The following is a 25,031-nucleotide window of genomic DNA, read 5'->3' as shown; positions in this document are numbered from 1 at the left end:
TTGTGGCAAAAGCGGAGAGGGTAGGCGCGCGATGGCCACAGTGAAGCCGAAACCGGCGGCCGGCGACGGCGCGTACGGTGATCGCGTCGTCGCGGTGGAGCCCGGCGGCATCGAGCCGGTCGCCGACGCCGACCGGCATGGCCGGCCGCGGCAGCTGTTCTGGACCTGGGCCTCGCCCAACCTGGAGTTCGCCACGATTTTCGTCGGCGTGCTCGCGGTGTCCGCGTTCGGACTGACCTTCTGGCAGGCGGTGCTGGCCACCGCGATCGGCAACGCGCTCGGGTCGCTGGCGCACGGCCTGCTGTCCGCGCGCGGTCCGCGGCACGGCCGGCCGCAGATGGTGCTCAGCCGGCTCGGTTTCGGCTTCTGGGGCAACACGCTGCCGGCCGGCCTGATGTCGGTGACCGCCGGCATCGGCTGGTTCGCGGTGAACAGCGTCAGCGGCGCTTTCGCGCTCAACACGCTGACCGGCCTGCCGGTCCTGCTCACCCTGGTCATCGTCGTGGTGGCGCAGGTCGGCATCGGCTTCTTCGGACACAATCTCGTGCAGGCGTACGAAAAGTACGTCTTCGCGGTGCTCGCGGTGATCTTCGCGATCGGCGCGGTTTTCGTGCTCGGACAGGCCAACGCGCTCGGCGGCACCGGCAACGGCGGCCTCGGCGGCTTTCTGCTCACCGTCGGCGCGGCCTTCGGCTACACCGCCGGCTGGAATCCGTACGCGGCCGACTACAGCCGCTATCTGCCCGCCTCGGTGAGCGGTCGCGCGGTCGGCTGGGCCGCCGGCGGCGGGCTTTTCCTTTCCACCACAGTGCTGATGCTGGTCGGCTCGGCCTCGGCGACCATCACCACCGACAAGACCGCGACGCCGACCGCCGCCTTCACCAGCCACATGCCGGCCTGGCTGGCCGCGCTCACGCTGCTCGCCATCACGCTCGGCGCGGTCGCGGCCAACGCACTCAACATCTACTCCGGCGCGCTTTCCTTCCTGTGCCTGGGGATCCGGCTGCCGCTGGCCTGGCGGCGCGCCATCGTCGCGCTGGGTTTCGGCGCGGTGGGGCTGATCCTGGCCGCCTTCGGGTTGACCGACGCCGGCTCCGCGTACGAGAACTTCCTGCTGCTGATCTCCTACTGGATCAGTCCGTGGCTGGCGATCGTGTTGGTCGACCAGTGGCTGCGGCGCCGCCAGCCGGTCGACCACCTCCTGGACGACCGGACGTACAGCAACTGGGCCGGCCTGCTGTCCTTCGTGGCCGGCGCGGCGGTGTCGATCGTGTTGTTCGCCAACCAGAAGTTGTACGTGGCGCCGGTGCCGAGCGTCCTGCCGGCGGTCGGCGACGTCACCTTCCTGGTCGGCTTCGCGGTCGCCGCGCTGCTCTATCTGGCACTTGCTCGCCGGCCGGTCGTTTCCTGACCAATGGACAAAACTCCAAAAAAGCGGCACCGGCCACCCCTGCCGTCGTTTGTGTTGCGGATGGGGAGAAAGATGCCGGCGTGGCAGCGACTCCGGCCGAATCCCCGTTGGACGACCGTGACCGGCGGCTGATCGGCGCACTGCAGTGTGACGGCCGGCTGACCGCGGAGAAAGCCGCGGCGGTCCTGGACATGAGCACGCGCACCGTACGCCGCAGATGGACGACGCTGCTGGCCAGCGGCGCCGCCCGGGTGGTCGGCGCACCGCGACCAGCCACCGGCGTCGGCGGGATTTTGTTACGGATAAAGGTGCTGCGCGGCCGGGTCGACGCGATCGCCGCGACTTTGGCGGCACACGAGGACATTCCGCTGATCGACCTCTCGGCCACCGGCGACGAGATCGTGGCCGTGGCCACCGGCCGCCCGGACGCGGTCAACCGCGTCGTCGCGCAGCAGACGGCGGTCGCGTCGGTGGCCGCGCAGACCGTGCTGCACGTGTACGCGAGCGCCGCCGACTGGCGGCTGGACGCGCTGACCGAAGCCGAACGCGCCGCGCTGACCACACCGGCGACGCAGCCGCAGCGGCCGCTGGACGCGACCGACCGCGCGATCCTGGCGGCACTGGAACCGGACGGTCGCGCGCCGGCCGCCCGGCTGGCGACACAGTGCGGCCTGCCGGAGTCGACCGTACGGCGGCGCCTCGCCGCGCTCGCCGACAGCGGCCAGCTGCGTACGCAGGTGCTGCTGGACCACCGCCGGCTCGGCCTGGCGGTCAACGCGATCCTGGCGCTGCGGGTGGATCCCGGCCAGCTCGACCGCACCGGCCGGCGGCTCGCCGGTCATCCCGCTGTGCACGGCGCCTTCGCGACGACCGGCGACGCCAACCTCCAACTGTCCGTACGCGTGCCGGACCTGTCCCGGTTGTACGCCCTGATCGCCGGCGACCTCGGCGGCCTCGGCATCGCCTCGGTGGACACCGTCCTGCTCGGCAAGCCGATCAAGAACTAACTCTACGTAATCGACGGCCCGCAATGATCAACTGGATGTGATCACTGCCTCAGACTCGGCCGCTTCTCTCGCCGAATTTCGTGGCGTAGCTTCAAAGAGAGGCACATCTGGGGGATGCCTCTGGAGCCTTGGCTGGCCGGCGACCAACGGTCGCGGCCACTCCAAGGGGGACCTACCGGTCCGGCGCCTGGTCTGTATGACGGGCTGGACGCCGGACAGGTAGCGTCACTCCATCACTGTCCGTATCGGAAATTCTTCCAGGCGCAGATTCGGCGCCAGCTTCCCTGATCCCTTCCGCATCTGCGGCAAGCATGGCGACAAATGTGCGGACTGCCCAAGTCGCCTCGGCGGACTGTGGGCAAACCGCTCATACGCGACGACAGTGCGGCGTGTCACACTGCCTCGCGAATCTGGATGTGCCGTGTCCCACGCCGGCCCGCGCGTACGGCCATCCGCATGCCGGTGCGAAAGGACAGCCGATGGCAGACGATCGCCGACACCACCCCCAGCACGCCGACCCCGCCGGGTTGAGACGGCGCAAGGTCCTCGGCTATCTGGTGGCCGCACCGACGCTCGTGGTGGCCGCCGGCATCGGCACCGAGACGATCGTCAACCGGCAGGCCGAGGCGGCCATCCCGTCGCCGCCGCAGCCGGCCGAGCTGCTCGACCTCGGCGACGCGCTGACGCTGGCCGCCACCCCGACCTCGGGCCTCATCTCGATGCACATGAGCGAGGACGGCGTCGCCAACTTCGAGGTGCCGCGCGCCGAGGTCGGCCAGGGCATCTGTACGACGATGGCGATGCTGATCGCCGAAGAGCTGGACATGCCGCTGTCCAAGGTCAACTGCACACCGGCGCCGGCCCGGCCGGAGCTGCTGTTCAACCAGCTCACCGGCGGCTCCAACTCGGTCCGGTCGCTCTACACGCCGGTCCGTACGATGGCCGCGGTCGCCAAGGCGCAGCTGATGGCCACCGCCGCCAAGAAGCTCGGCGTGCCCACGTCCGAGCTGACCGTCAAGGCCGGCGTCGTCCACCACCGCAAGTCCGGCAGGACGGTCTCCTACGGCAAGCTGTCTGCCGCCGCCGCGGTGCAGAAGAACCAGAAGATGTCGGTCCAGCTCAAGGACGCCAGCGAGTTCACGATCGTCGGCACTCCGCAGAACCGGATCGACGCACACGACATCGTGACCGGCAAGAAGACCTTCACGATGGACCTGCAGGTGCCGGGTGCGCTGCCGACCATGGTGTGCCGGCCGCCGACGATCAGCGCCAAGGTCAAGTCGGTGCAGAACCTGGCCAAGGTCAAGGCGATGCCCGGTGTCACCGACGTGGTGACGATCTCGACGGGTGTGGCCGTGCGCGCGAAGACCTTCAGCCACTGCATCGACGCCGTACGCGCGTTGAAGGTCACCTGGACGGCCGGCGTCGTCGACGGCGAGTCCGACGCCACGGTGCTGCAAAAGCTCAAGGACGCGACGCTGCCGATGACCGTGCCCGGCCTGCTGGTCAAGCACATCGACGCCGAGTTTTCCTTCCCGTTCAACAGCAACTCCGCGCTGGAGACCAACTGCGCGATCGCCGACGTACGGCCCGACCGCGCGGAGATCTGGTCCGGCCTGAAGACGCCGATCGACGTGCACGAGGAGATCGCCGCCAAGGTCGGCCTGCCGGTGACCGCGGTCAAGACGCACGTCATGCACGGCGGCGGCTCCAACGGCCGCAAGCTGTTCGGCGACGCGGCGCTGGAAGCCGCCGAGATCTCCAAGAAGATCGGCAAGCCGGTCAAGCTGATGTGGCACCGCACGGACGACTTCCGGCACGGCCGTACGCACCCGATGAGCTTCTCGCGGATCCGCGCCACCTACGCGGCCGGCAACGTCGTCTCGTACGAGCAGCGGCACACCAGCGTCCGCACCGACTTCACCCACGGCCTCGGTGAGGCGTTGACCGCCACCGCGGCGAAACTGCCGGTCGGCGGCAACCTCAGCTTCGCGCAGACGGTGTTCATGCTGTCCCAGGCGGTGCCGTACAACTTCGGTGTCACCACACAGCTGCTCAACGAGGTCGACCTCGGCTTCCACACCGGCAGCATGCGCAACGTCTACTCGCCGAACGTGACGACCGCTCGCGAGCTGGTCGTGGACCAGTTGGCCGCGAAACTCGGAAAGGACGCGGTCGCCTTCCGCCGCGAGTTCATGAAGAAGGCGGAGTTTCGCGCCGTACTCGACAAAGTCGCGTCCGAAGGCGACTGGGGACGCAAGCTGCCGGCCGGCATGGCGCAGGGCATCGGCTTCCACTCCGAGTACGCGAGCTGCGTCGCGATGCTGGTGGAGATCGACTGCCGGCCGGAGACGGTGAACCGGCCGATACGCGACGGTGTCACCGGACCGCGGATCACCAGGGCCACCATCGCGGTCGACGCCGGCATCCCGATCAACCCGCGCGGCCTGGACGCGCAGATGATGGGCTGCCTCAACGACGGCATCGCGCACGCGCTCACCTCCAGCCTGCACATCAAGGACGGGTTGCCGCTGGAAGGCAGCTGGGACCACTACTTCTACACCAGGCAGTGGAACACGCCACCGAAGATGAAGATCTTCGTGATGCCGCGGCGCGGCGACCGGATCGGCGGCGCCGGCGAGCTCGGTGTCTCGGCCGCCTTCGCCGCGGTGGCCTGTGCGTACGCGCGCGCCACCGGCACCATGCCGACCACCTTCCCGATCAACCACAGCAAGCTCGGCTTCGAGCCGCTGCCCCGCGTACCGTCCATCCCGGCCTCTCCCACCGACGGCCTCGACCACGCCTTCTAGAAGGAGTTTTGGTGTCCCAACACACATTCGTCCTGAACGGCGAGAAGGTCACCGTCGACACCGAGGCAGACACGCGGCTGCTGTGGGTGCTGCGTGACCTGCTCGGCATCACCGGACCGAAATACGGCTGCGGCCTGGACGTCTGCAAGGCGTGTACGAGCCACATCAACGGAAAGGCCTTCAACCCCTGCTCGGTGCCGATCTCCAAGATCAAGGCGACCGACGAGATCACCACGATCGAGGGCCTCGCCGACAAGAAGACCGGTGACCTGCACCCGATGCAGGAGGCCTGGCTCGACTACGACGTGGCGCAGTGCGGCTATTGCCAGCCCGGTCAGATCATGGCCGCGGTGGCGCTGGTGAAGAAGGCCCGCCGCGAAGGCCGCGAGATCACCGACGAGGACTTCGACGACCTGCGCAACATCTGCCGCTGCGGCACCTACTTTCGCATCCGCGAGGCAGTGAAAGCCGCCGCCGCCAAGATGTAGAGCCGACGCGAGGGTGACATTTCGCGCTCCGCAGCCAAAATGTCACCCTCGGGGTGGTTCACCAGGCGACGTGCAGGGCCCGGAATCCGTTCATGATGCCGGCATCGCGCTTCACCGGCTCGGCCACCAGGCGCAGCGCCGGCAGCCGGCGCAGCAGGGTGGCGATGGCGATCCGGGCCTCGGCGCGAGCGAGGGGTGCGCCGAGACAGTGCTCGCGGCGGCGAGGTCGACGATCACCGCCTCGCCTTTCCTGATCCGTACGCCACCGATCTCGACATCCTCGACCGCACAACGAAAAGTCCCCATCTTCACCGGCGGATCGAAACGCAGGAACTCCTCGACGGCGGTCGCCGGGTCAGCCAGCACGGCATCGCGTACGGACGGATTCGCCAGTGTCGCGTTGACGGCGTTGCCGATCAGGTTGGCGGTCGTCTCGTGCCCGGCGACCAGCAACAGGAACGTCATCGACACCAACTCGGCTGCGCTGAGCTGATCCTGGACGACCAACGCGGAAAGCAGCGCGTCATCCGGTTCTTTACGTTTGAGCGCCAGCAAATCGCCGATGTACGCCTGGAGATTCCGCACCGCCTCAGGGCCGGCGTGCGCGTCGGTGAACAGTCTCGTCGACAGCTCGCGCACGGTCGGACGGTCCGCCGCCGGCACGCCGAGCAGTTCGGAGATCACCGTCACCGGCAGCGGCGCCGCGTACTCACCGACGAGTTCCGCTGTGTTTCCCACGAAACCGTCGACCAGATCGTCGGCGATCTGCTGGATACGTGGCTCCAGCTCGCGGATGCGCCGCGCGGTGAACACCTTCATGACCGACGACCGCAGCCGCGTGTGTTCCGGCGGATCGGCGTGGTTCATGTCCAGCGCGCCGTCGTCAAAGCCGTCCATCCCGGCCGCCGCCAGCGCGGCTGCGCCGTTTCGGAGGTCCTTGCTGATCCGCGGATCCGTCAGCACCGCTCGTACGTCCGCGTGCCTGCCGACGACCCACGCCGTCAGTCCGTTGGGCAACCGAGCCTGATGAACCATCGCCGTCCCTTACTAATCGATCGATAAGTACGCCGGCGATGCTAGGCTACTGATCGATCGATAAGCAAGGAGGACCGTGACGGACATGCGCGAGCGGATCCTGGCCGCGGCGATCGAGCTGTTCGGCGAGGTCGGCTATGACAGGGCCTCGATCCGGGCACTCGGCGGCAGGCTGGGGATCACCTCGGCCGCGCTCTACTACCACTTCCCCAACAAGGAGGAGATTCTCGTCGCGCTCGCCGCGAAGATCGCCGACGGCGTGACCGGCATCGCGGCGAGCGCCGAGGCGATCGGCGACCGGGACGAGCGGCGCCGGCGGATCCTGACCGATTATTTCGACCTGGTGTGGGGTAACCGCGCGTTGATGAGCGTGCTGGAGAGCAGTGTCGCGGCGATCCGTACGCTGCCGCCGGGCGCGCGCACCAGGCGTGCGATGGACCGGCTCGCCGAGATGCTGGCGACGACCGACGACGCCGGTGCCCGGCTGCGCGCGGCGGCCGCGCTCAACATCCTGACCAGCGCTCCGCGGCTGGCCGGCCGGGCTTCGCGCGCGGTCGCTCGCGAGCAGCTGATCGCGGCGGCCGGCGGAGCGCTCGGCGCGGCGACCAATCCGGATCCGGCCGGCGTGCGAACGTCGTGAGTGACGAGGAGCCTGATGGCCGGACCACACCGGTGGCCGCGCGCGGAGCCGCCTGCACCGAGCGACGCCGCGCTGGTCGCCAGGCTGTTCAAACGCGATGCCGACGCGCTCGGCGAGCTGTACGACCGCTACGCGCGGCCGGTGTACGGCCTGGCCCGCCGGGTCACCGGTGACGACGGTTTCGCACAGGACGTGGTGCAGGATGTGTTTCTGGCGCTGTGGAAAGACCCCGACCGCTATGCCGCCGGCCGTGGCGGCTTCGCCTCCTGGCTGCTGTCGGTGACACACCACAAGGCGGTCGACGCCGTACGCCGCGAGGAGTCGTCGCGCAAGCGGCGCGCGCAGGCGACCGAGCAGTTCGTGACCGAGCACGTCGAGCGGACGGTCGACGACAACGCGTGGACGACGTTGCGCGGTGAGCGCGTACGAGCCGCGTTGCGCAAGCTGCCCGAGCCGCAGCGAGAGGCACTGGTGCTGGCGTACTTCGGCGGCTACACACAACGTGAGGTCGCCACCCTGACCGACACTCCGCTCGGTACGGTCAAGACGCGCATGCTGACCGGCATGCGGCGGCTGCGCGACCTGCTCGGCACGATCGCGGACGGAGGTGCGCAGTGACGCACCAGGAGTTCGACGAGCTGGCCGCCGGCTATGCGCTGCACGCGCTGGACCCCGAGGACGAGACGCGCTTTCGCGACCATTTGGAGACCTGTGCCGACTGCCGGCGGACGGTCGACGACCTGAGCGCGGTCGCCGGTGAGCTGGCGTACGCGGCGCCGCAGGTCGATCCGCCGGCGGAGCTGCGCGACCGCATCCAGCGGGCGGTGGTCGTGCGGCAGCTGCCGGCGCGACGCCGGTTGCCGTGGTTGCTGACCGCCGCGGCGGTGGTCGTCGCGGTGCTGCTGGGTGGTTGGAACGTCGTGCTGCAGCAGCAAAACGCCGCCGACCGGCAGGCGACCGCCGAGCTGGTGCGCCAGCTCGGCCGGCCAGGCGGACGGCTCGCGACGCTGTCCACGCCGAGCGGCCAGGCCGTCGCGTACGTGCTGGCCACCGGCGGCAAGCTGCAGGTCGTCACCGACGACCTGGCGGCCAACCGGACGGGCTCGTACTGGCTGTGGCGGATCGCCGGTGCGTCACCGGAGCCGGTGGGGCGCTTCGACGTGACCGGCGCCGGCCTCGCGGTGCACAAGCTCGACGTGCCGGTGACGGACGCCGCCGCGTACGCGGTGAGCCTGGAGCCGGGTCAGGCGCGGCCGGCCAAGCCGACGAAAGTGATCGCCAACGGCACCGTCGATCGCTAGACGGTGATCATGCCGGCGATGAGCCAGCGCAGGCCGGTCTCGAAGACCGCGTCCGGGTCCTTGGACGCCTCGACGATCCGGATGAGCGCCGGATGTGTCCGCACGGCAGCCACCACCTCCGGCTCCGTCGCGTCGACCCCGGTGTTGCCGCCGCGCTGCTGCACCACGGCGGCGCCGAGCGCGTAGTTGCTCACCACCAGGAAAGCCTCGGCCGCCGCGGTCTCGGTGAAGCCGGCCGCGACCAGCATGCCGAGCATCCAGTCCAGATATTCCAGCTGGTAGTCGGCGAGGTTGCGGGCGGTCAGCATCAGCGCGCCACCGTCGCGATGCGACCGGGTCGCCGTGTATTGCACGCGAGCGAGATGCGTCAGCATCTCCTGCCAGGTCTGCCCGGCCGGCATCGGCGCCGCGCGTACGGCGTCGATCACGATCACCCGCGCCATCTCATCAAGCAGCTCCTGCTTGTTCTTGACGTGCCAGTAGAGCGCCGACGCCTGCACGTCCAGCTCCTTGGCCAGCCGGCGCAGCGACAGCGTCTCCAGGCCGACCTCGTCGAGCAGGCGCAACGCCGTACGCACGATCAGATCACGGTCGAGTGCCATCGGAAGCCGATCCTACCCTTGCGCACTGAACGGTGTTCAACTAGCGTCCTGAACGGCGTTCAATGAACAGTGTTCAGGAGGACATGATGGATATCAGGCTCGGCGTGGTCCGCGGCATCACCTTCGGCCACCATGGCCCACCCGAAGACGTGTCGTCGCAGGTCAAAGGCCTGAATCTGGATGTGCTGCGGGTCTATCTCTACTGGTCGCAGATCGAGCCGGAGCCGGGTCGCTTCGACTGGACCGTCGCCGACGCGCTGCTCGACCAGCTCGACGGCGAGGTCGAGGCCTGGGTCACGGTCAGCTCGTCGTCGCTGTGGGGGACCAAGCGCGAGACCGACTTCCTGCCGCCGTCGCCGGCGAAGGACCTCGACCGGTTCGGCGCGTTCGTACGCGAGCTGGTCGCGCATTGCCGAGGAAAAATCGCATACTGGCAGTGCGACAACGAGCCGACCGTGCCGATCCTGTGGGCCGGCGCCCCGGAGGAGTATGTCGCGCAGCTCAAGGTTTTCGCCGAAGCGGTCAGGAAATCCGACCCGCGGGCGAAGGTCGTGCTCGGCGGCATGCCGCCAGGCGCGACACAGAACGAGCAGCGGCCAGCGTGGCAGCACATCATCGAAAGCAGCGGCGACGACTTCGACATTCTCGACATCCATTTGTACGGCGACCCGTACGGGATCCCGAAGGCCATTTCCGACGCGCGCGCGATGATGGCCGCTGCCGGATATCGGAAACCGGTCGTCGCCGGCGAATACAACGGGCCGGTGCCGTTCGAGTTTCCGGAGACGATGTTTCGTTATTTCGCACCGGTGATCGAGGCGGCCGGCGGCGGCACGATCGGCGAGATCCCGGACGGCTGGTCCACCAACACCGGCGACGCCGGCGCCGAGCCGCCGGAACAGAAACTGCTCGCCGACCTCTACGCGCGCGTCGCCGAACTGCCGGCGGAGCTGCGAATGTTCGTACCGGACGCGCCGGCCGACGACGAGGAGCGCCGGCATCGTTGGAACAGTCGCGACATCGTCGTACGCAACCTGCTCGCCTTCGCCAACGACGTGGACTTCACGCTGTGCTGGAACCTGGCGCCGGAGGTGCCGAACCTGCCGCCTACGCACTACAGCGTGATGGGCTTCATGTTCGACAAGTTCAAGCTGATGGACTATCGCGACGGCGTGCTCGACCGGCTCTATCCGTCGGCCGAGGCACTGCGGCTCACCGCCGGAATCCTTCGCGGTGCCAGCAAAGTGCGCCAGCACGACGTGGCGGACCAGCCGGATCTCTTCGTTTTCGAGATCGAGCGCGCGGACAGGCCGCCGGTCATCGCCGCCTGGGTCCGCCGCTCGGGTCTGGACGGCGAGAACGAGCCGGCGGTCGACTTCGACTGGCCGTGGCACGCGCCGGAGGCGTACGCGGTCGATGCGTACAACCAAGCGCGGGAGCCAAAACTCGACAGCGGCCGGGTCCACCTGCCGCTCACCATCACCCCCGTTTTCATCACCCCGGAGCCCTGACGTCAGCCCGGCCGCCCTCTGGTCGCACGGCCTCCATGTGGGGTGCTGTAACGCTAAATGCCCGTCTTGCCGGTTTGAGTGATGGCGGCAAGGTGACGACTGTGGCTGACGACTCAGTTGAGGCACTCCACGGCTGCAATACTTGCTTGAGCACATGTCGACCGGGCCTGCCGCGTACGCAAACCAACCACCCGCCCAACGCACCAAACAGAAAGCCCAACCACCCGCCCAACGCACCAAACAGAAAGCCCAACCACCCACCCAACGCAACACTCAGAAGACCCACACCCAACCGCAGCACGAAGCAAGCCAGGTCCAGCGCACACCTCGCTCCCCGCGACCACAGCCAAACAAACCACCCGCACGACCGAAACCTACGATGCGGAGAAACCTCGGAGGTGACATGCGTACGGTGCGTGGTCGTACGGATCGAGTGGTCGTCGTCGGTGCCGGGCTCGGCGGCCTGGCGTGCGCGATCCGGCTCGCCGGCAGCGGCCGGCAGGTGACCGTGTTGGAGCGGGCCGGCCGGCCAGGTGGCCGCGCCGGCCTGCTGGCCGACCGCGGTTTCCGTTTCGACACCGGTCCGACGGTGCTCACGATGCCGCGGCTGATCGCCGACACTTTCGCCGCCGTCGGGGAAAAACTCGACGACTGGCTGGAGCTGACCCGGCTCGATCCTGCCTATCGCGCGCATTTTCCGGACGGGTCCACATTGGACGTACGCGCCGAGGTCGCCGACACCGCCGAGGAGATCCGCCGCGTCTGCGGTGCGCGGGAGGCGGACGGCTATCTCCGGTTCGTCGACTACACGCGGTTTCTGCACGACCTGGAGTGGGACGCGTTCATCGACCGTAACCTGGACACACCGCTCGACCTGCTCGGCGGGCCGCTGGCGCGGCTGGTCGCGGCCGGCGGATTCCGCCGGCTGTCCGGAAAAGTCAACTCGTTCTTCGACGATCCGCGTACGCGGCGCATCTTTTCCTTCCAGGCCTTGTACGCCGGCGTGCCACCGCACAAGGCACTCGCCCTGTATGCGGTCATCTCGTATCTGGACACCGTCGCCGGCGTCTATTTCCCGCGCGGCGGCATGCATGCCATGCCAGCAGCGATGGCCGCGGTGGCAACGAAACACGGGGTCGACATCCGCTATGGCCACGCGGTCACCGAGGTCGAGATGGCCGGTGGGCGAGCGGTGGCCGTACGCACCGCCGACGAGCGGATCGCCGCCGACGTGGTCGTGCTCAACCCCGACCTGCCGGTCGCGCGACGCGACCTGCTCAAGCGACCACTGCGCCGGCCGTTGCGTCATTCGCCGTCGTGCGTGTTGCTGCATATCGGTGCCAGCAAAGGCTTTTCGCGGATCGCGCACCACAACATCCATGTCGGCCGTGCGTGGCGGCGGACCTTCGACGAGCTCACCGGCGGCCGGTTGATGAGCGATCCGTCCCTGCTGGTCAGCAATCCGAGCCGGTCGGATCCGTCCCTCGCGCCGGCCGGTCAGCACGCGTACTACGTGCTGGCACCTGTGCCGAATCTCAAGGCGCCGATCGACTGGAAACAGCACGGCGAGCGTTACGCCGACGAGATCCTGCGCGTCCTGGAGGCGCGCGGCTATCGCGGGCTGACCGATGCGACGGTCGTACGCCATGTCGTCACACCGGACGACTGGTCGGCGGCCGGCATGGCCGCCGGGACGCCGTTCGCGCTGGCGCACACGTTTTCGCAGACCGGGCCGATGCGGCCGGCCAACCTCGCCTACGACAACGTGGTGTTCGTCGGCTCCGGCACGCAGCCAGGCGTCGGCGTTCCGATGGTGTTGGTCTCCGGCCGGCTGGCCGCCGAGCGGATCACCGGTCCGATTTCCTATTAGGAATCAAATCTTCCTAATGGGTCCATAGAGTTGTTCTCACCAACGACGGAGAGGACAGGACGATGGACTGGAAGCTGGAACTCGTGGCGATCCCGGTGACCGACGTGGACCGCGCGAAGGCCTTCTACACCGAGCGGGTCGGTTTCGTCGCCGACCACGACCACCGGGTCAATGAGAACCTGCGGTTTGTCCAGCTCACGCCGCCGGGATCGGGTTGCTCGATCACCATCGGCACCGGTGTGACCGAGGCGGCGCCGGGATCGGTGCAGGGCGTACAGCTGGTGGTCTCGGACATCGAGACGGCGCACAAACACCTCACGGCCAACGGCGTGGAGGTTTCCGAGGTGCAGGACTTTCCGTGGGGACGCTTTGTGTTCTTCGCCGACCCGGATGGCAACAAGTGGTCCGTGCAGGAGATCCAGCGCAAGAACTGACCCGGTGCAGGCCTCGCGGCCTTTACCATCTGGCAGGTGAGAACTCGCGGCCTGCTCAGCTGGCGCGGCGCACTCCTGGTGCTGGCCGCGCTGATCCTCGGCGGCGCGGTCGGGTGGGCTCTCAACGACCTCATCCCGACCGCCAACGCCGATCCGAGCGGGTCGCCGCGGCCGACGCCGTCGCGGGCCGCCACCGACGGCCATCTCACCTTCACCCTGGAGGCCTTCGGCTGCGGGCTGACCGCGGTGCAGGGCACGCATTCCGAAGGCGAGCCGACCGCCGGCGCCTTCTGCCGGCTGCGGCTCCGGGTCGACAACCACGACCCGGACTTCCACGACTACGTCTATGCCAACCAGCGGCTCACCGGCGTGCCGGCGGCGAACGCCAAGCCCGACGCCTTCGCGATGGCCGTACGCCGGCAGGTCGACCGGATCACCATCGGCGGTCACTCGGCCGTCGAGGTCGAGCTCTGGTTCGACATCCCGAAGACCGCCAAGCCGACCGGGTTGCTGGTCTCCGGCGACAACGACCCGAGCGGTTTCCGCGGCGACGGACCGAGCCTGCACAAACCCGGCGGCGTGTCGCTGCGGGCCACCCCGGCCGACCTGTCCCCCCGCTAAGAGCCTGTGGAACGGTCACGATGGCCAGGGGACCTGCGTCGAGCGGTAGTAGTTCACGCCGAGCACCGACCAGCGCGGCGCCTGCGCGGCGAGCCGCAGCTTGTACGCGTCCCAGCCGTGCGACGCGGCCGGCGACCAGCCGAGCTCGGCGATGCCGGGCAGCCGAGGAAACGCCATGAACTCGATGTCGGCGATCTTCACCAGCGTCTCGCTCCACAGCGGCGCCTCGACGCCGGCGATGTCGGACTCCTGGAGGCCGCTCACGATCGTCGCCGGATCCCAGTCGTAGGAGTCCTTGACCTCGACGTATCCGGCCCAGGACAGGCCGAGCGGCGTCTGCTTGTTGTACTTCATGTCCAGATACGCCCTGCTGGCCGGCGACATCACCAGCTTGGCGCCCTTGGCGACCGCGTTACGCGCCTTCTCGGTGCCCGGCTGGTTGCCGGTCGCCGGGTCCCAGTGCTGCGCGTAGCTGCCGGGCAGCAGGCTGGCCGCACCGATCTCGTCCCAGCCGATGACCCGCTTGCCGTGTGCCTTGACGATCGGCTGCAGCTTGTCGACGAAGGTGACGTAGTCGTCGTGCGGCGTGCTGTGTGCCTCGTCGCCGCCGAGGTGATAGAAGGCGCCAGGTGTGATCTCGGCGATTTCGCGTACGACATCGTCGAGGAACTTGTAGGTCAACGGCTTGGCGACACACAGCGAGCTGAAGCCGACATCGGTGCCGGTGTAGAGCGGCGGGGCGACACCGTCGCAGTTGAGCTCCGCGTACGAGGCGAGGGCCGCGTTGGTGTGACCCGGCGAGTCGATCTCCGGCACGATCGTGATGAAGCGAGCCGCCGCGTACGCGACCAGGTCCTGGTAGTCCCGCTTCGTGTAGTAGCCGCCGGCACCGCCACCGACCTGCGTGCTGCCGCCGTACGTGGCCAGCCGCGGCCAGCTGTCGACGACGATCCGCCAGCCCTGGTCGTCGGCCAGGTGCAGGTGCAGGACGTTGATCTTGTAGAGCGAGATGAGGTCCAGGTAACGCTTGACGGCCGCGACCGGGAAGAAGTGCCGTGACACGTCGAGCATCGCGCCGCGCCAGCCAAACCGCGGATGGTCGGCGATCCGCACGCTCGGCACGGCCCACGGACCCGGCTGGTGGCTGCTCGCCTCGACCTTCGCCGGCAGCAGCTGTCGCAGCGTGGTGATGCCGCGGAAGAGACCTTCGGCCGTACGCGCCCGGATCAGCACCGCGTGTGCGGTGGCGGTGAGCTCATAGCCTTCCTGGCCGAGCGAGGCCGGACCGCCGAGCGTCAGGACGATCTTGGGACCGGACGACGGCCGGTTGACCGGCAGCGCGAAACCGGTCGACTGACGCAGCACGCCGGCGAGCATCTCGGCGGCCGCCAGCGGTTGGCCGTACGCCGGCAGCACCGCGATCGACGACCGCGCGGTGAGCTGGAAATCCTTGCCAGGCAACGACTTCAGCGAGGCCGGCGCCGGAATCAGCTTGGGCAGCTCGGCGGCCGATTCGGCGGCCTCGGCCGGTGTCGTCGGCAGCCCCAGCGAGAGTGCGGTGGCGGCCGCGGCGGTGAGGATGGTGCGGCGTGTGGGTCTGGACATGTGCGTGCAACCCCTGTCCGACGCTCGTCAGCATGATCGAAGATGCTCCGAAACTGCTCAGCGCAGACATCTTCGAGCAGCCGTAGACCACCCGTCAAGGTTTCGGCACAGCTGACTGCTTACGGTCAGGTGGTGGCGAGCCGGCGCGGCGAGGTCGACGCGACGCAGTCCGGGCACAGATGTGGTCCGCGGCCGTCGTCGGCGAGCCGCCAGCCGGCGTACTCCGCGGTCGCGCACAGCGAATTCCACTGGTAACAGGAATCGTCGTAACACGTGAAGGACGCGCCACAGGTGTCGCAGGCAATCGCGTAGTAAGGAAGGTCACCGGCAATGTAGTAAGTATTCCTGGACACGCCGCTCACACCCCTTGGGCCGCCGGACATCTGCCGGCTTTGCCTTGTCACATGCCTATTCCTCGGTCCCAGCGCTGTCAAGACTTTCTGCGCAACGTTAACGGTCGATGGCCTGCAGGAATCGAGAAAGAATGATCCGTAAAACCTTTTCCGGTCCGCCGGAATTCCGAATGTATTTCAGCGGACGGTCTCGGCGATCCCGGCGATCTCGGCCGGGCCGACGCGGCAGCAGCCACCGACCAGCCGCACTCCGGCGGCGAGCCAGCCGTCGACCTCGGCGGTGGAGAAGGCGGCCGGTCCGGTCCAGCGGCGGTCGACCCAGGCCTCGCCGCTGTTCGGGTACGCGACGACCGGCTTGCCGCTCGCCGCCGCCAGCTCGACCAGCGCCGGCACGTCGGCCGGCGCCGTGCAGTTGACCCCGGCCGCGACGACCGCGGCGCAGTCGCGAGCCATCGCGAAGGCCTCCGCGACCGGCTCGCCCGCGCGCGTACGCGTGCCGTCGCAGGTCAGCGAGAGCCAAGCCGGAAATCCGATCGCGTCGAGCTCGGTCACCAGGGCCTCGACCTCGGCGAGACACGGAATGGTCTCCACGGCGAGTACGTCCGGACCGGCGTCGACGAGCTGGTCCAGCCGCGGCCGGTGATACGCGCGCAAAGCGTCGACGCTCAGGCCGTAGTCGCCGCGATATTCCGAACCGTCGGCGAGCGCGGCACCGTACGGGCCGACCGAGGCCGCGACCCAGCCGCCTGCCTCGTCCGCCGCCTCACGCGCCAACGGGACGCTATGCCGCAGCAGCTCAAGCGGAGCCTGATAGCTGGCGGTCGTCGCGACCTGGGCGCCGGCGGCGAAAAACGTGCGGTGTGCGGCGACTATCTCAGCCGGATCGTCACGCAGCAGCCGCGCCGACCAGAGCGAGGACGACAGGTCGTTGCCGCGGCGCTCCAGCTCGGTCGCCAGACCGCCGTCCAGCACGACGACCCGCTCGCGTACGACCTCGGCAAAAACCACCTGCCCAGTGTGCCGCGCGGCATACTTGAAGCGCCGCTGGTCCGGCCGACTGCGACTCAGTCGGACCAGCGTGCTCAACGCGTGTCGGACAGGCCCCAGCGCGAGCGCAGCGTGCGGTCGGCGAAGCTGAACGCGGTGTCCACCAGGATGCCGATGATCAGGATGACGATCAGCAACGCGATGACGATCTCTGGCTGGATCTGGTCGCGTGCGTGCTGCAGCTCGGCGCCGATCGACGGCCGTCCCTGCACGATGACCAGCAGCTCACCGGCCATCAGGCTGCGCCACGCGAAGGCCCATCCCTGCTTCAGGCCCGCGACACACGACGGCAGCGCGGCCGGCAGGACGACGTGCCGATAGAGACCGAGGCCGCGTGCTCCGAGGTTGGTCCCGACCCGCTTGAGCAGCGGCGGCACGTAGTCGACGCCGTTGATCAGCCCGTTGGCGATGGACGGCGCCGCACCCAGCACGACCACGAAGGTGATGGTCTGCTCGGACAGCTGGAAGAGCAGGATCGCCAGCGGAAACCAGGCGATGGACGGCAGCGTCTGCAGGCCGGTGATCAGGGAGCCGATGGCCGCGCGCAGCGCCCTCACGCGTACGACCGCGATGCCGACGATCGCGCCGATCACGATCGCCACCGCATAGCCACTGAGCGCGCGCGTCATCGTGATGGCGATCGCGGTCCAGAACTGAGCGGTGAAGACGTTCTGCCACAGCCAGGCGAAGACCTCCGCCGGCCCCGGCAGGATGTAGTCCGGCTTCAGGCCCGACCAGACGATCAGCTGCCAGGCGGCGAAGACCAGCGCGACCGCCAGCAGCTTCGGCCAGCTGGCCGCCCACAACCGCGAGCCGAGTCCGGTCGTACGCCCACCGCCGAGCTCCAGCGCGTCCAGGCCGGCCAGCTCGACCTTGCTGTCAACGGCCATGCCGGCGCACCTCCTCGCGCAGCCGGTCGGTGACGACCGAGGCCAGCTTGGACACCTCCGGCGAGTCGATCCGCCGCGGCCGCGGGATGTCCACCGCGAACTCGTCGACGACCCGGCCCGGCCGGCTGGACAGCAGCACGATCCGGTCGCCCAGCCGCGCCGCCTCGCGTACGTTGTGGGTCACGAAAAGCACCGTGAGCTGGCGTTCGGACCAGATCCGCTCGATCTCGTCGTGCAGCACGTCACGCGTCATCGCGTCGAGCGCGCCGAACGGCTCGTCCATCAGCAACACCGGGGCGTTGGCGGCGAGTACGCGCGCGAGCGCGACCCGCTGGCGCATGCCGCCGGACAGCTCGTGCGGCCGCCTCGCGGCGAAATCCGCGAGATGTACGGTCTCCAACAGCTCGCGCGCGCGATCGCGCCGCTCGGTGCGACCGACACCGCTGAGCCGCAGCGGCAGCTCGACGTTGCTGGCCACCGTCAGCCACGGCATGAGGCCAGGCTCCTGGAACATCAGCGCGGCACGAGCGCCGCCGGTGTCGATGGTGCCGGCGGTCGGCGAGTCGAGCCCGGCGACCAGCGACAGCAACGTACTTTTGCCGCAGCCGGACGCGCCGACCAGGCAGACGAACTCGCCCGGCCGGGCGGTCAACGAGATGCCGTCCAGCGCGACGACCTGGCCGCCGCGCTGGCCGAAGACCTTGCTGACGGCGTCGATGCGTACGGCCGGTGCGGTCGTCTGTCTGTCCGGGCTCAGCTCGGTCATCGTCATGTGCTCGGCTCCGGGACGGTCGGTTGGTGCGCCTCGGTGAGCACCTGGTTGAGGATGGTCAGGTCGTACAGACCCGTCAGGTTGGGCTTGTCGAGCAGGCCGATCTCGACCGCGTGGTTGGCACCGGTGACCAGCGTGCTGGCCAGCGGGTCGTTGGTGAACTCGATGCTCTTCCACGCCGAGGCGACCAGGGCGGCCTTCGGCGGCTTGCCGGTCAGCTTGCCGAGCGCGGTGATCACGTCCTGCTGCGCTTTGGCCGGGTTGCCGGTGATCAGCCGCGTCGCCGCGACCTGGCCCTTGAGGAAGGCCTTGACCAGGTCGGGATGCTGCTGGAGAAACTCCGTACGGACGATCACGTTGGTGATCACGAACTTCTTGCCAGGCCACAGGTCACGCTCGTCGACCAGCACGTGACCACCCGCCTTGACCAGCGTCGACGCGGTCGGCTCCGGCACCCAGGCACCGTCGATCGCGCCGCTGCCGAAGGCCTCGACGGTGACCGGGTTTTCCTGCGGCGTCACGTGTACGTCGCCGCCGCCGTCCTTGGTGGTGGTGAAACCCTGCTGCTTGAGCCAATAGCGCAGCGCCACGTCCTGGGTGTTGCCCAGCTGCGGAGTCGCGATCTTCTTGCCCTTGAGATCCGCCGGCTTCTTGATGCCCGGCTTGACCACCAGCAGGACGCCGCCGGAGGCCGACCCGGAGATCACCTTCAGCGCCTTGCCCTTGGACTTCACGTACGCATTGACCGTCGGGCTCGGACCGATGTAGCCGATGTCGATGGCGCCGGAGAACAGCGCCTCGATCTCGGCCGGGCCGGCGTTGAACGTCTGGGTCGTCAGCTTGGTGGCGCCGAGCGACTTCTGGAACAGGCCTTCCTGCACTCCGACGATCGCCGTCGCGTGTGTCAGGTTGGGAAAATAGCCGAGTCGTACCGACTCGACCTTGCCGCTGTCGCCGCAGGCCGTGAGGCCAGCAGCGATCAGGACCGCGGCCGCGGCGGTCGCGAACAGGGCGCGCCGCGGAAGGCGCGGAGATGCTGACACAGACGTCTCCTGGGGGAATTTGCGAGGATTGTGCGCGGACTTCAGGTCAAACGCGGACGTACGGAGAAGGTGTCAGCGACAACACGCGGCGCTGAAGACCCGGCACATGTCGATGTGCCGGCGGCTGACCAGCCGGAGCGAGCGCATGGACGTTGATGCTATGCGAATCGGCACCGTCACGTCACGCACTCGGCGACCTGCACCACATCCACCGCCGGCAATCTCCACTTATGTCCGGCTGCTCCTCATGCGTTGCGGTCCCGCGCGTCGAAAGGCCGCCATGGCACATGATGTAGCGCTAAATGCCCGTCTTGCCGGTTTGAATGATGGTGGCTGGGCCTCCTTACGTGCATCCAGCGCACGCAAGGGGACCATGCTTGCATCGACGATGTTACGGATGTGACGACTGCGACTGACGACTCAGTTGAGGCACCCCAGAGGTGCAATACCTGCCACACCGGCCGACGCGACGGGCTCCCCGCCACACCGATGTCCGACCGGGCCTGCCGCGTACGCAAACCAACCGCCCACCCAACGCAACACTCAGAAAGACCAACCAAACGATCCATGCCGCCCTCGACAGAGGCATCGGGCGTCCAGCCGCGGGACACCCAAGGCGGACACCCAAGCGTCCGACGGTCGGCCGCCGACCCGGGTGCGAGCAGGTGGGGGCCGGAGACGCTACGGTGCGGAGGTGGACGTTCCCCAGGTGGTCGAGGTGCGCGTGCCGGCGGAGCCGACGCAGCTGCCGGTGGTCAGGGCGGTCGCGAGCACTATCGCGATGCGGGAAAACTTCGATCTCGACGCGATTTCCGACATCACCATGGCCGTCGACGAGCTGTGCTCGGAGCTGATCACCCGCTCGGCCGGCGCGGCCGTGCTGGCGTGCCAGTTCGACATGACCGGCGACAAGCTGACCGTGCACGGCTCGGTGCGTACGGAGAGCGCCACGCCGCACAGCACCACGTCGTTCGGCTGGCGGGTGCTCACCGCCCTGGTCGACTCGGCGCGCAACTGGCTGGACGACGGCGCCTTACACATCGAGGCGGTCAAGGCTCGCGGGACGGTGCAGCCCGGGTGACCGAGTCACTCGAGCCCGATCAGCCGCGGGACTACAGCGAGCTCGAACCGCTGTTCACCGAGCTGACCGGACTGCCGGACAGCGATCCGCGGCGCGCCGACCTGCGCGAGCGGCTGGTCACCGAATACCTGCCGGTCGCCGACCACGTGGCGCTGCGGTTCCGCAACCGCGGCGAGGCGCACGACGACCTCGTGCAGGTGGCGCGGCTCGGCCTGGTCAAGGCCGTCGACCGGTTCGACCCCGAACGCGGCAGCGACTTCCTGTCCTTCGCGGTGCCGACCATCATGGGTGAGGTACGCCGGCACTTCCGCGACGCCAGCTGGGCCATCCGGGTGCCGCGCGGCGCCAAGGAGCTGCACCTGGCGGTCAGCGGAGCAGCCGCCGAGCTCTCGCAGCAGCTCGGCGCCGCGCCGACCCCGCAGCAGCTGGCCGACCACCTCGGCCTGGACATCCAGAAGGTGTACGAGGGTCTGGAGGCCGGCCGGGCGTACCACACCGACTCCTTGCAGGCCCCCGCTCCGGGTTTTTCCGACGACACGCCGCTCGGCGACACGCTCGGCGAGGAGGACTCGCGGCTGGACGGCATCGACAATCACGAGGCCCTCAAGCCCCTGTTGGCCGCGCTGCCGGAGCGCGACCGCAAGATCCTCATGCTGCGGTTCTTCGGCAACATGACGCAGACCAGCATCGCCGAACAGGTCGGCGTCTCACAGATGCAGGTGTCCCGGATCCTGGCCCGTACGCTGGCCAACCTGCGCGAGGCCCTCACCGAGGACTGACACACAGGTTCCAGGTATTGCGCCGCGACGCGGCCCGTGTCAAGCTTTACTTGCAGCGCAGCCCCGACCGCTCCCCCCGTGGCGGCCGGGGCTTTGCTGTGTCCGGGCCTGTGAGAGCGCCGCCACGGCAACCGAGCGCTCCTGACACACCGACCGACCGGTCCGGGTAATCTGTCGCATCGACAGGGAATTCGTGGCTCTGGAGGGTGGCATCCGATGACGGACCCGGCGTACCCACCTGGCGCGGGCCTCAGTGTCGATGTCTCCGAGAGCGCCGGCGTCACCGTGGTCACGGTCGCCGGTGAGCTGGACATGGCCACCGAGCCGGAGTTCTCTCGGCAGGTCGAGGCACGCATCGACGCCGCTCCGCGGGCCGTGGTCCTGGATCTGAGCGGGCTCGGTTTCGTCGGCTCCGCCGGCCTGAAGGCACTGGTCGAGCAGCAGCAGCACGCGGAGCTGCGGCAGGTCAGCCTGCGGCTGGTGCTCGGCGGCTCGCCGATCGAGCGGCTGCTGGAGCTGACCGGCCTGGAGGCCACCTTCGCCGTGTACGGCACGCTCGACGAGGCGCGCGGGGCGAGCTGACGTCTCGTAGCCTGATGGAGTGCGACTCGGCCTCCCCGACTCCATCCGGGCCTGTCTGTTCGATCTGGACGGGGTCCTGACCCAGACGGCCAAGGTCCATGCCGCCGCCTGGAAGACCATGTTCGACGACTACCTGCGCGAGCGCGACGGACCCGGTTTCCGGCCGTTCGACAAGGTCGCCGACTACGACGAGTACGTCGACGGCAAGCCACGCGACGACGGCACGCGCTCGTTCCTGGCCTCGCGCGGCATCGAGCCGTCCGGCGACGAGATCCACCGGCTCGGCCTGCGCAAGAACGAGCTGGTGCTGCGGATGATCCACGAGCGGGGCGTGCAGGCGTACGACGGCTCCGTGCGCTATCTGCGCGCGGCGACCGAGGCCGGCCTGCCGTGCGCGGTGGTGTCATCGAGTACGAACTGCAAGGACGTGCTGGCCGCGGCCGGCATCGAGCACTTCTTCGCCGTACGCGTCGACGGCAACGTCGCGCACGAGCGGGGCCTGTCCGGCAAGCCGGCGCCGGACACGTTCCTGGCCGGTGCCGCCGACCTGCGCGTCGAGCCGGCGGAGGCGGTCGTGTACGAGGACGCGCTGGCCGGCGTGGCGGCCGGTCGAGCCGGCCACTTCGGCTTCGTGGTCGGCGTCGACCGGGTCGGCCAGGCCGAGCAGTTGCGCGCACACGGCGCCGACACGGTGGTCGAGGATCTCGCCGAGCTGCTGGAGGACGACGCGTGATCCCGCATCCGGCCTACGACGTCGACCCGTGGCGCCTGGTGGAGAGCGCGCTGGAGCCCGACATGCTGCCGCAGAGCGAGTCGGTTTTCGCGCTGTCCAACGGACACATCGGCTGGCGCGGCAACCTCGACGAGGGTGAGCCGCACGGCCTGCCGGGGACCTATCTCAACGGCGTCCACGAGATCCGCCCGCTGCCGCACGCCGAGGCCGGCTATGGCTATCCGGAGTCCGGCCAGACGATCCTCAACGTCAGCAACGGCAAGCTGATCCGGCTGCTGGTCGACGACGAGCCGTTCGACATCCGCTACGGCGTCGTGCACGCACACCGCCGTGAGCTCGACTTCCGCACCGGCCTGCTGGACCGGCAGGTGGAGTGGGAGTCGCCGGCCGGTCAGGTCGTACGCGTGCGCTCGCAGCGATTGGTGTCCTTCACGCACCGCGCGATCGCGGCGATCCGCTATGAGGTGGAGGCGGTCGGCGAGCCGGCACGGATCGTGCTGCAGTCGGAGCTGGTCGCCAACGAGCAGCTGCCGGTCGGCAACGGCGACCCGCGCGCGTCGGCCATGCTGCATGACGCGTTGGTGAGCGAGGACCACGGCAGCCGGCCCAACGGCGCCTACCTCGTGCATCACACGCGGCGCAGCGAGATCCGGGTCGGAGCCGGGATGGTGCACACCATCGACGGACCGGAAAAGCGGGAGATCACGTCCGACTCGGCCGCCGACCTTGGCCGGACGACGGTCGCCGTTGTCCTGCAACCAGGCGAGAAACTCACGCTGGTGAAATACGTCGCGTACGGCTGGTCCGGCCGCCGCTCGCTGCCGGCGGTGCGCGACCAGGTCGCGGCCGCGCTGGTCGCCGCGCACCGCGCCGGCTGGGACGGACTTCGCACCGAACAGCGCGAGTTCCTCGACCAGTTCTGGACCAACGCCGACATCCAGCTGGACGGGGATCCGGAGCTGCAGCAGGGCCTGCGGTTCGGACTTTTCCACGTGCTGCAGGCATCCGCGCGCAGCGAGGGCCGGGCCGTACCAGCCAAGGGGCTGACCGGGCCGGGTTACGACGGGCACACGTTCTGGGACGCCGAGACGTTCGTGCTTCCGGTGCTGACGCTGACGTATCCGGAGGCGACGAAACACGCGTTGCGTTGGCGGCACAGCACGTTGCCGTCCGCCTTGGACAGGGCCAGACAACTCGGCTTCGCCGGCGCGGCGTTTCCGTGGCGGACCATCGACGGCGCGGAATGCTCCGGATACTGGCCGGCTGGTACGGCCGCGTTGCACGTCAACGCGGACATCGCCGACGCCGTGGTCAACTACTGCCGAGTGACCGACGACCAGGATTTCGCCGGCGGTCTGGGCATGGACATCGTCACGCAGACCGCGCGACTGTGGATGTCGGTCGGACATCGGGGCCGCGACGGCGAATTCCGGATCGACGGCATCACCGGTCCCGACGAATACTCCGCGATCGCCGACAACAACGTCTACACCAACCTGATGGCGCAACAAAACCTGCGCGCGGCCGCGCAGCTGGCGAAGAGATTTCCGGGCCGCGCAAAGGAACTCGACATCAGCGCGGCCGAGGCCGCCGGCTGGGCCGCGGCGGCGGACGCGATGTATGTGCCGTACGACGAGAAAATCGGCGTCCACCCGCAGTCGGACGGCTTCACCCGGCACCAGTTCTGGGACTTCGCGAACACCGGTCCGGAACACTATCCACTGCTGCTGCATTTCCCGTATCTGGATCTCTATCGCAAGCAGGTGGTCAAGCAGGCCGACCTGGTGCTCGCGATGCAGCAATATCCGGAGGCTTTCACGGCCGCGCAGAAGGCACGGAATTTCGCCTACTACGAAGCGATAACCGTACGCGACTCGTCGCTGTCGGCCGGCACGCAGGCGGCGATCGCCGCGGAAGTCGGCCATCTGGAGCTGGCCTACGACTATCTCGCCGAGGCCACGCTGATGGACCTGCGCGACCTCGAACACAACACCTCCGACGGCCTGCACATCGCCGCGCTGGCGAGCGGCTGGAACGCGATGGTGGCCGGCTTCGGCGGGCTGCGGGTCGGTGACGAATGTGTGTCGTTCGCGCCGCGGCTGCCGCCAGCGCTGACCGGTTTCGCCTTCCGTGTGTGCGTACGCGGCACGCCGCTGCGCGTCGAGGTGCGCGCCGATTCGGTGCGCTACACGGCTTTGGACGGCCAGCCGACGTGCGTACGGCATCACGGCGAGACGATCACGCTGGAGCCGGACACGCCGGTCACCATGCCGATCCCGCCGCTGCCGGAGGTGGCACCGGTCCACCAGCCGCCAGGTCGCGAACCCAGCCGCCGCCGGCCGATCCGCTGACCCCGTCGCCGAATGCGCGCATGGCCACCATGCGTGCATCCAGTGCAAGCATGGTGGCCATGCGG

At 68.7% G+C, this 25,031-nt stretch carries 24 protein-coding genes; 16 read left to right on the top strand and 8 right to left on the bottom strand.

Annotated elements, in window-relative coordinates; all coding sequences use genetic code 11:
* The first annotated feature begins 31 nt into the window (after positions 1 to 31).
* The 4 genes from GNX95_RS40660 (at position 32) to GNX95_RS40645 (ending at position 5,716) form a co-directional block, all read left to right on the top strand.
* Positions 32 to 1,411, top strand: coding sequence for a purine-cytosine permease family protein (locus tag GNX95_RS40660; RefSeq protein ID WP_163513439.1), 1,380 nt, complete (start codon positions 32 to 34; stop codon positions 1,409 to 1,411).
* Positions 1,412 to 1,491: 80 nt separating this feature from the next.
* Positions 1,492 to 2,418, top strand: a complete 927-nt coding sequence (locus GNX95_RS40655) for an Lrp/AsnC family transcriptional regulator (RefSeq protein ID WP_163513438.1) — start codon at positions 1,492 to 1,494, stop codon at positions 2,416 to 2,418.
* A gap of 479 nt (positions 2,419 to 2,897) precedes the next feature.
* Positions 2,898 to 5,228: a molybdopterin cofactor-binding domain-containing protein gene (locus GNX95_RS40650; RefSeq protein ID WP_163513436.1), complete on the top strand. Its 2,331-nt coding sequence runs from the start codon at positions 2,898 to 2,900 to the stop codon at positions 5,226 to 5,228.
* 11 nt (positions 5,229 to 5,239) lie between these two features.
* Entirely contained in the window at positions 5,240 to 5,716 is a 477-nt protein-coding gene (locus tag GNX95_RS40645; RefSeq protein WP_163513434.1) for a (2Fe-2S)-binding protein, read from the top strand.
* A 111-nt stretch (positions 5,717 to 5,827) separates the two neighbouring features.
* On the opposite strand, the gene GNX95_RS40640 is transcribed toward GNX95_RS40645, so the two are convergent.
* Complete coding sequence (locus GNX95_RS40640; RefSeq protein WP_163513432.1) at positions 5,828 to 6,751, bottom strand: cytochrome P450; 924 nt, start codon at positions 6,749 to 6,751, stop codon at positions 5,828 to 5,830.
* Between the two features lie 85 nt (positions 6,752 to 6,836).
* Here GNX95_RS40640 and GNX95_RS40635 point away from each other — a divergent pair, with 85 nt between their 5' ends.
* From GNX95_RS40635 to GNX95_RS40625, 3 genes are read left to right on the top strand one after another with little or no spacing between them, the layout of a single operon-like run.
* On the top strand, positions 6,837 to 7,391 hold the full coding sequence (locus tag GNX95_RS40635) for a TetR/AcrR family transcriptional regulator (protein ID WP_246281962.1): 555 nt from the start codon (positions 6,837 to 6,839) through the stop codon (positions 7,389 to 7,391).
* A 15-nt stretch (positions 7,392 to 7,406) separates the two neighbouring features.
* The gene (locus tag GNX95_RS40630) at positions 7,407 to 8,009 is read left to right on the top strand and encodes a sigma-70 family RNA polymerase sigma factor (protein WP_163513429.1); all 603 of its coding nucleotides are present in this window, start codon (positions 7,407 to 7,409) and stop codon (positions 8,007 to 8,009) included.
* Positions 8,006 to 8,692 (top strand): anti-sigma factor, encoded by a 687-nt coding sequence (locus tag GNX95_RS40625; RefSeq protein ID WP_163513845.1) that lies wholly within the window; start codon positions 8,006 to 8,008, stop codon positions 8,690 to 8,692. The genes GNX95_RS40630 and GNX95_RS40625 overlap by 4 nt, the downstream gene beginning before the upstream one ends.
* On the opposite strand, the gene GNX95_RS40620 is transcribed toward GNX95_RS40625, so the two are convergent.
* Entirely contained in the window at positions 8,689 to 9,294 is a 606-nt protein-coding gene (locus GNX95_RS40620; RefSeq protein ID WP_163513427.1) for a TetR/AcrR family transcriptional regulator C-terminal domain-containing protein, read from the bottom strand. The genes GNX95_RS40625 and GNX95_RS40620 overlap by 4 nt on opposite strands.
* Positions 9,295 to 9,377: 83 nt before the next feature.
* Between GNX95_RS40620 and GNX95_RS40615 the strand changes: the two genes are divergently transcribed.
* The 4 genes from GNX95_RS40615 to GNX95_RS40600 all read left to right on the top strand — a co-directional run bounded on the left by GNX95_RS40615 (position 9,378) and on the right by GNX95_RS40600 (position 13,730).
* Positions 9,378 to 10,805: a hypothetical protein gene (locus GNX95_RS40615; protein WP_163513425.1), complete on the top strand. Its 1,428-nt coding sequence runs from the start codon at positions 9,378 to 9,380 to the stop codon at positions 10,803 to 10,805.
* Between the two features lie 403 nt (positions 10,806 to 11,208).
* Positions 11,209 to 12,675 carry a phytoene desaturase family protein gene (crtI, locus tag GNX95_RS40610; protein WP_163513423.1) on the top strand — a complete coding sequence of 489 codons (1,467 nt, stop codon included), beginning with the start codon at positions 11,209 to 11,211 and terminating at the stop codon, positions 12,673 to 12,675.
* Positions 12,676 to 12,737: 62 nt separating this feature from the next.
* Complete coding sequence (locus GNX95_RS40605) at positions 12,738 to 13,109, top strand: glyoxalase superfamily protein (protein WP_163513421.1); 372 nt, start codon at positions 12,738 to 12,740, stop codon at positions 13,107 to 13,109.
* Between the two features lie 36 nt (positions 13,110 to 13,145).
* Complete coding sequence (locus GNX95_RS40600) at positions 13,146 to 13,730, top strand: hypothetical protein (RefSeq protein ID WP_163513419.1); 585 nt, start codon at positions 13,146 to 13,148, stop codon at positions 13,728 to 13,730.
* Between the two features lie 15 nt (positions 13,731 to 13,745).
* Here the strand turns inward: GNX95_RS40600 and GNX95_RS40595 are convergent, their stop codons facing one another.
* The 6 genes from GNX95_RS40595 to GNX95_RS40570 form a co-directional block, all read right to left on the bottom strand.
* The gene (locus tag GNX95_RS40595; protein WP_163513418.1) at positions 13,746 to 15,335 is read right to left on the bottom strand and encodes a beta-N-acetylhexosaminidase; all 1,590 of its coding nucleotides are present in this window, start codon (positions 15,333 to 15,335) and stop codon (positions 13,746 to 13,748) included.
* A 125-nt stretch (positions 15,336 to 15,460) separates the two neighbouring features.
* Positions 15,461 to 15,688 carry a hypothetical protein gene (locus GNX95_RS40590; RefSeq protein ID WP_163513416.1) on the bottom strand — a complete coding sequence of 76 codons (228 nt, stop codon included), beginning with the start codon at positions 15,686 to 15,688 and terminating at the stop codon, positions 15,461 to 15,463.
* Positions 15,689 to 15,865: 177 nt separating this feature from the next.
* Complete coding sequence (gene mmuM / locus GNX95_RS40585; RefSeq protein ID WP_163513414.1) at positions 15,866 to 16,696, bottom strand: homocysteine S-methyltransferase; 831 nt, start codon at positions 16,694 to 16,696, stop codon at positions 15,866 to 15,868.
* 74 nt (positions 16,697 to 16,770) lie between these two features.
* The gene (locus GNX95_RS40580; protein ID WP_163513412.1) at positions 16,771 to 17,625 is read right to left on the bottom strand and encodes an ABC transporter permease; all 855 of its coding nucleotides are present in this window, start codon (positions 17,623 to 17,625) and stop codon (positions 16,771 to 16,773) included.
* A complete protein-coding gene (locus GNX95_RS40575) occupies positions 17,615 to 18,391 on the bottom strand; it encodes an ABC transporter ATP-binding protein (RefSeq protein ID WP_222854306.1) in 777 nt (258 codons plus the stop codon). The genes GNX95_RS40580 and GNX95_RS40575 overlap by 11 nt, the downstream gene beginning before the upstream one ends.
* 2 nt (positions 18,392 to 18,393) lie before the next feature.
* Positions 18,394 to 19,440: an ABC transporter substrate-binding protein gene (locus GNX95_RS40570; protein WP_163513409.1), complete on the bottom strand. Its 1,047-nt coding sequence runs from the start codon at positions 19,438 to 19,440 to the stop codon at positions 18,394 to 18,396.
* A gap of 694 nt (positions 19,441 to 20,134) precedes the next feature.
* Between GNX95_RS40570 and GNX95_RS43690 the strand changes: the two genes are divergently transcribed.
* From GNX95_RS43690 to GNX95_RS40545, 5 genes are all read left to right on the top strand, one after another.
* Positions 20,135 to 20,521 (top strand): ATP-binding protein, encoded by a 387-nt coding sequence (locus tag GNX95_RS43690; RefSeq protein WP_246281929.1) that lies wholly within the window; start codon positions 20,135 to 20,137, stop codon positions 20,519 to 20,521.
* Positions 20,518 to 21,300, top strand: coding sequence for a SigB/SigF/SigG family RNA polymerase sigma factor (locus tag GNX95_RS43685; protein ID WP_163513407.1), 783 nt, complete (start codon positions 20,518 to 20,520; stop codon positions 21,298 to 21,300). Before GNX95_RS43690 ends, GNX95_RS43685 begins: the two co-directional genes overlap by 4 nt.
* Positions 21,301 to 21,516: 216 nt before the next feature.
* Positions 21,517 to 21,882 carry an STAS domain-containing protein gene (locus GNX95_RS40555; RefSeq protein WP_163513405.1) on the top strand — a complete coding sequence of 122 codons (366 nt, stop codon included), beginning with the start codon at positions 21,517 to 21,519 and terminating at the stop codon, positions 21,880 to 21,882.
* Between the two features lie 19 nt (positions 21,883 to 21,901).
* The gene (locus GNX95_RS40550; protein WP_163513403.1) at positions 21,902 to 22,615 is read left to right on the top strand and encodes a beta-phosphoglucomutase family hydrolase; all 714 of its coding nucleotides are present in this window, start codon (positions 21,902 to 21,904) and stop codon (positions 22,613 to 22,615) included.
* Positions 22,612 to 24,966 carry a glycoside hydrolase family 65 protein gene (locus GNX95_RS40545; protein WP_163513401.1) on the top strand — a complete coding sequence of 785 codons (2,355 nt, stop codon included), beginning with the start codon at positions 22,612 to 22,614 and terminating at the stop codon, positions 24,964 to 24,966. Before GNX95_RS40550 ends, GNX95_RS40545 begins: the two co-directional genes overlap by 4 nt.
* Positions 24,967 to 25,031 lie beyond the last annotated feature (65 nt).

Source organism: Fodinicola acaciae (assembly GCF_010993745.1).
Lineage (GTDB): Bacteria > Actinomycetota > Actinomycetes > Mycobacteriales > HKI-0501 > Fodinicola > Fodinicola acaciae.
The sequence above is the reverse complement of the archived record's forward strand: the minus strand, read 5'-3'. Positions and strand labels throughout refer to the sequence as shown.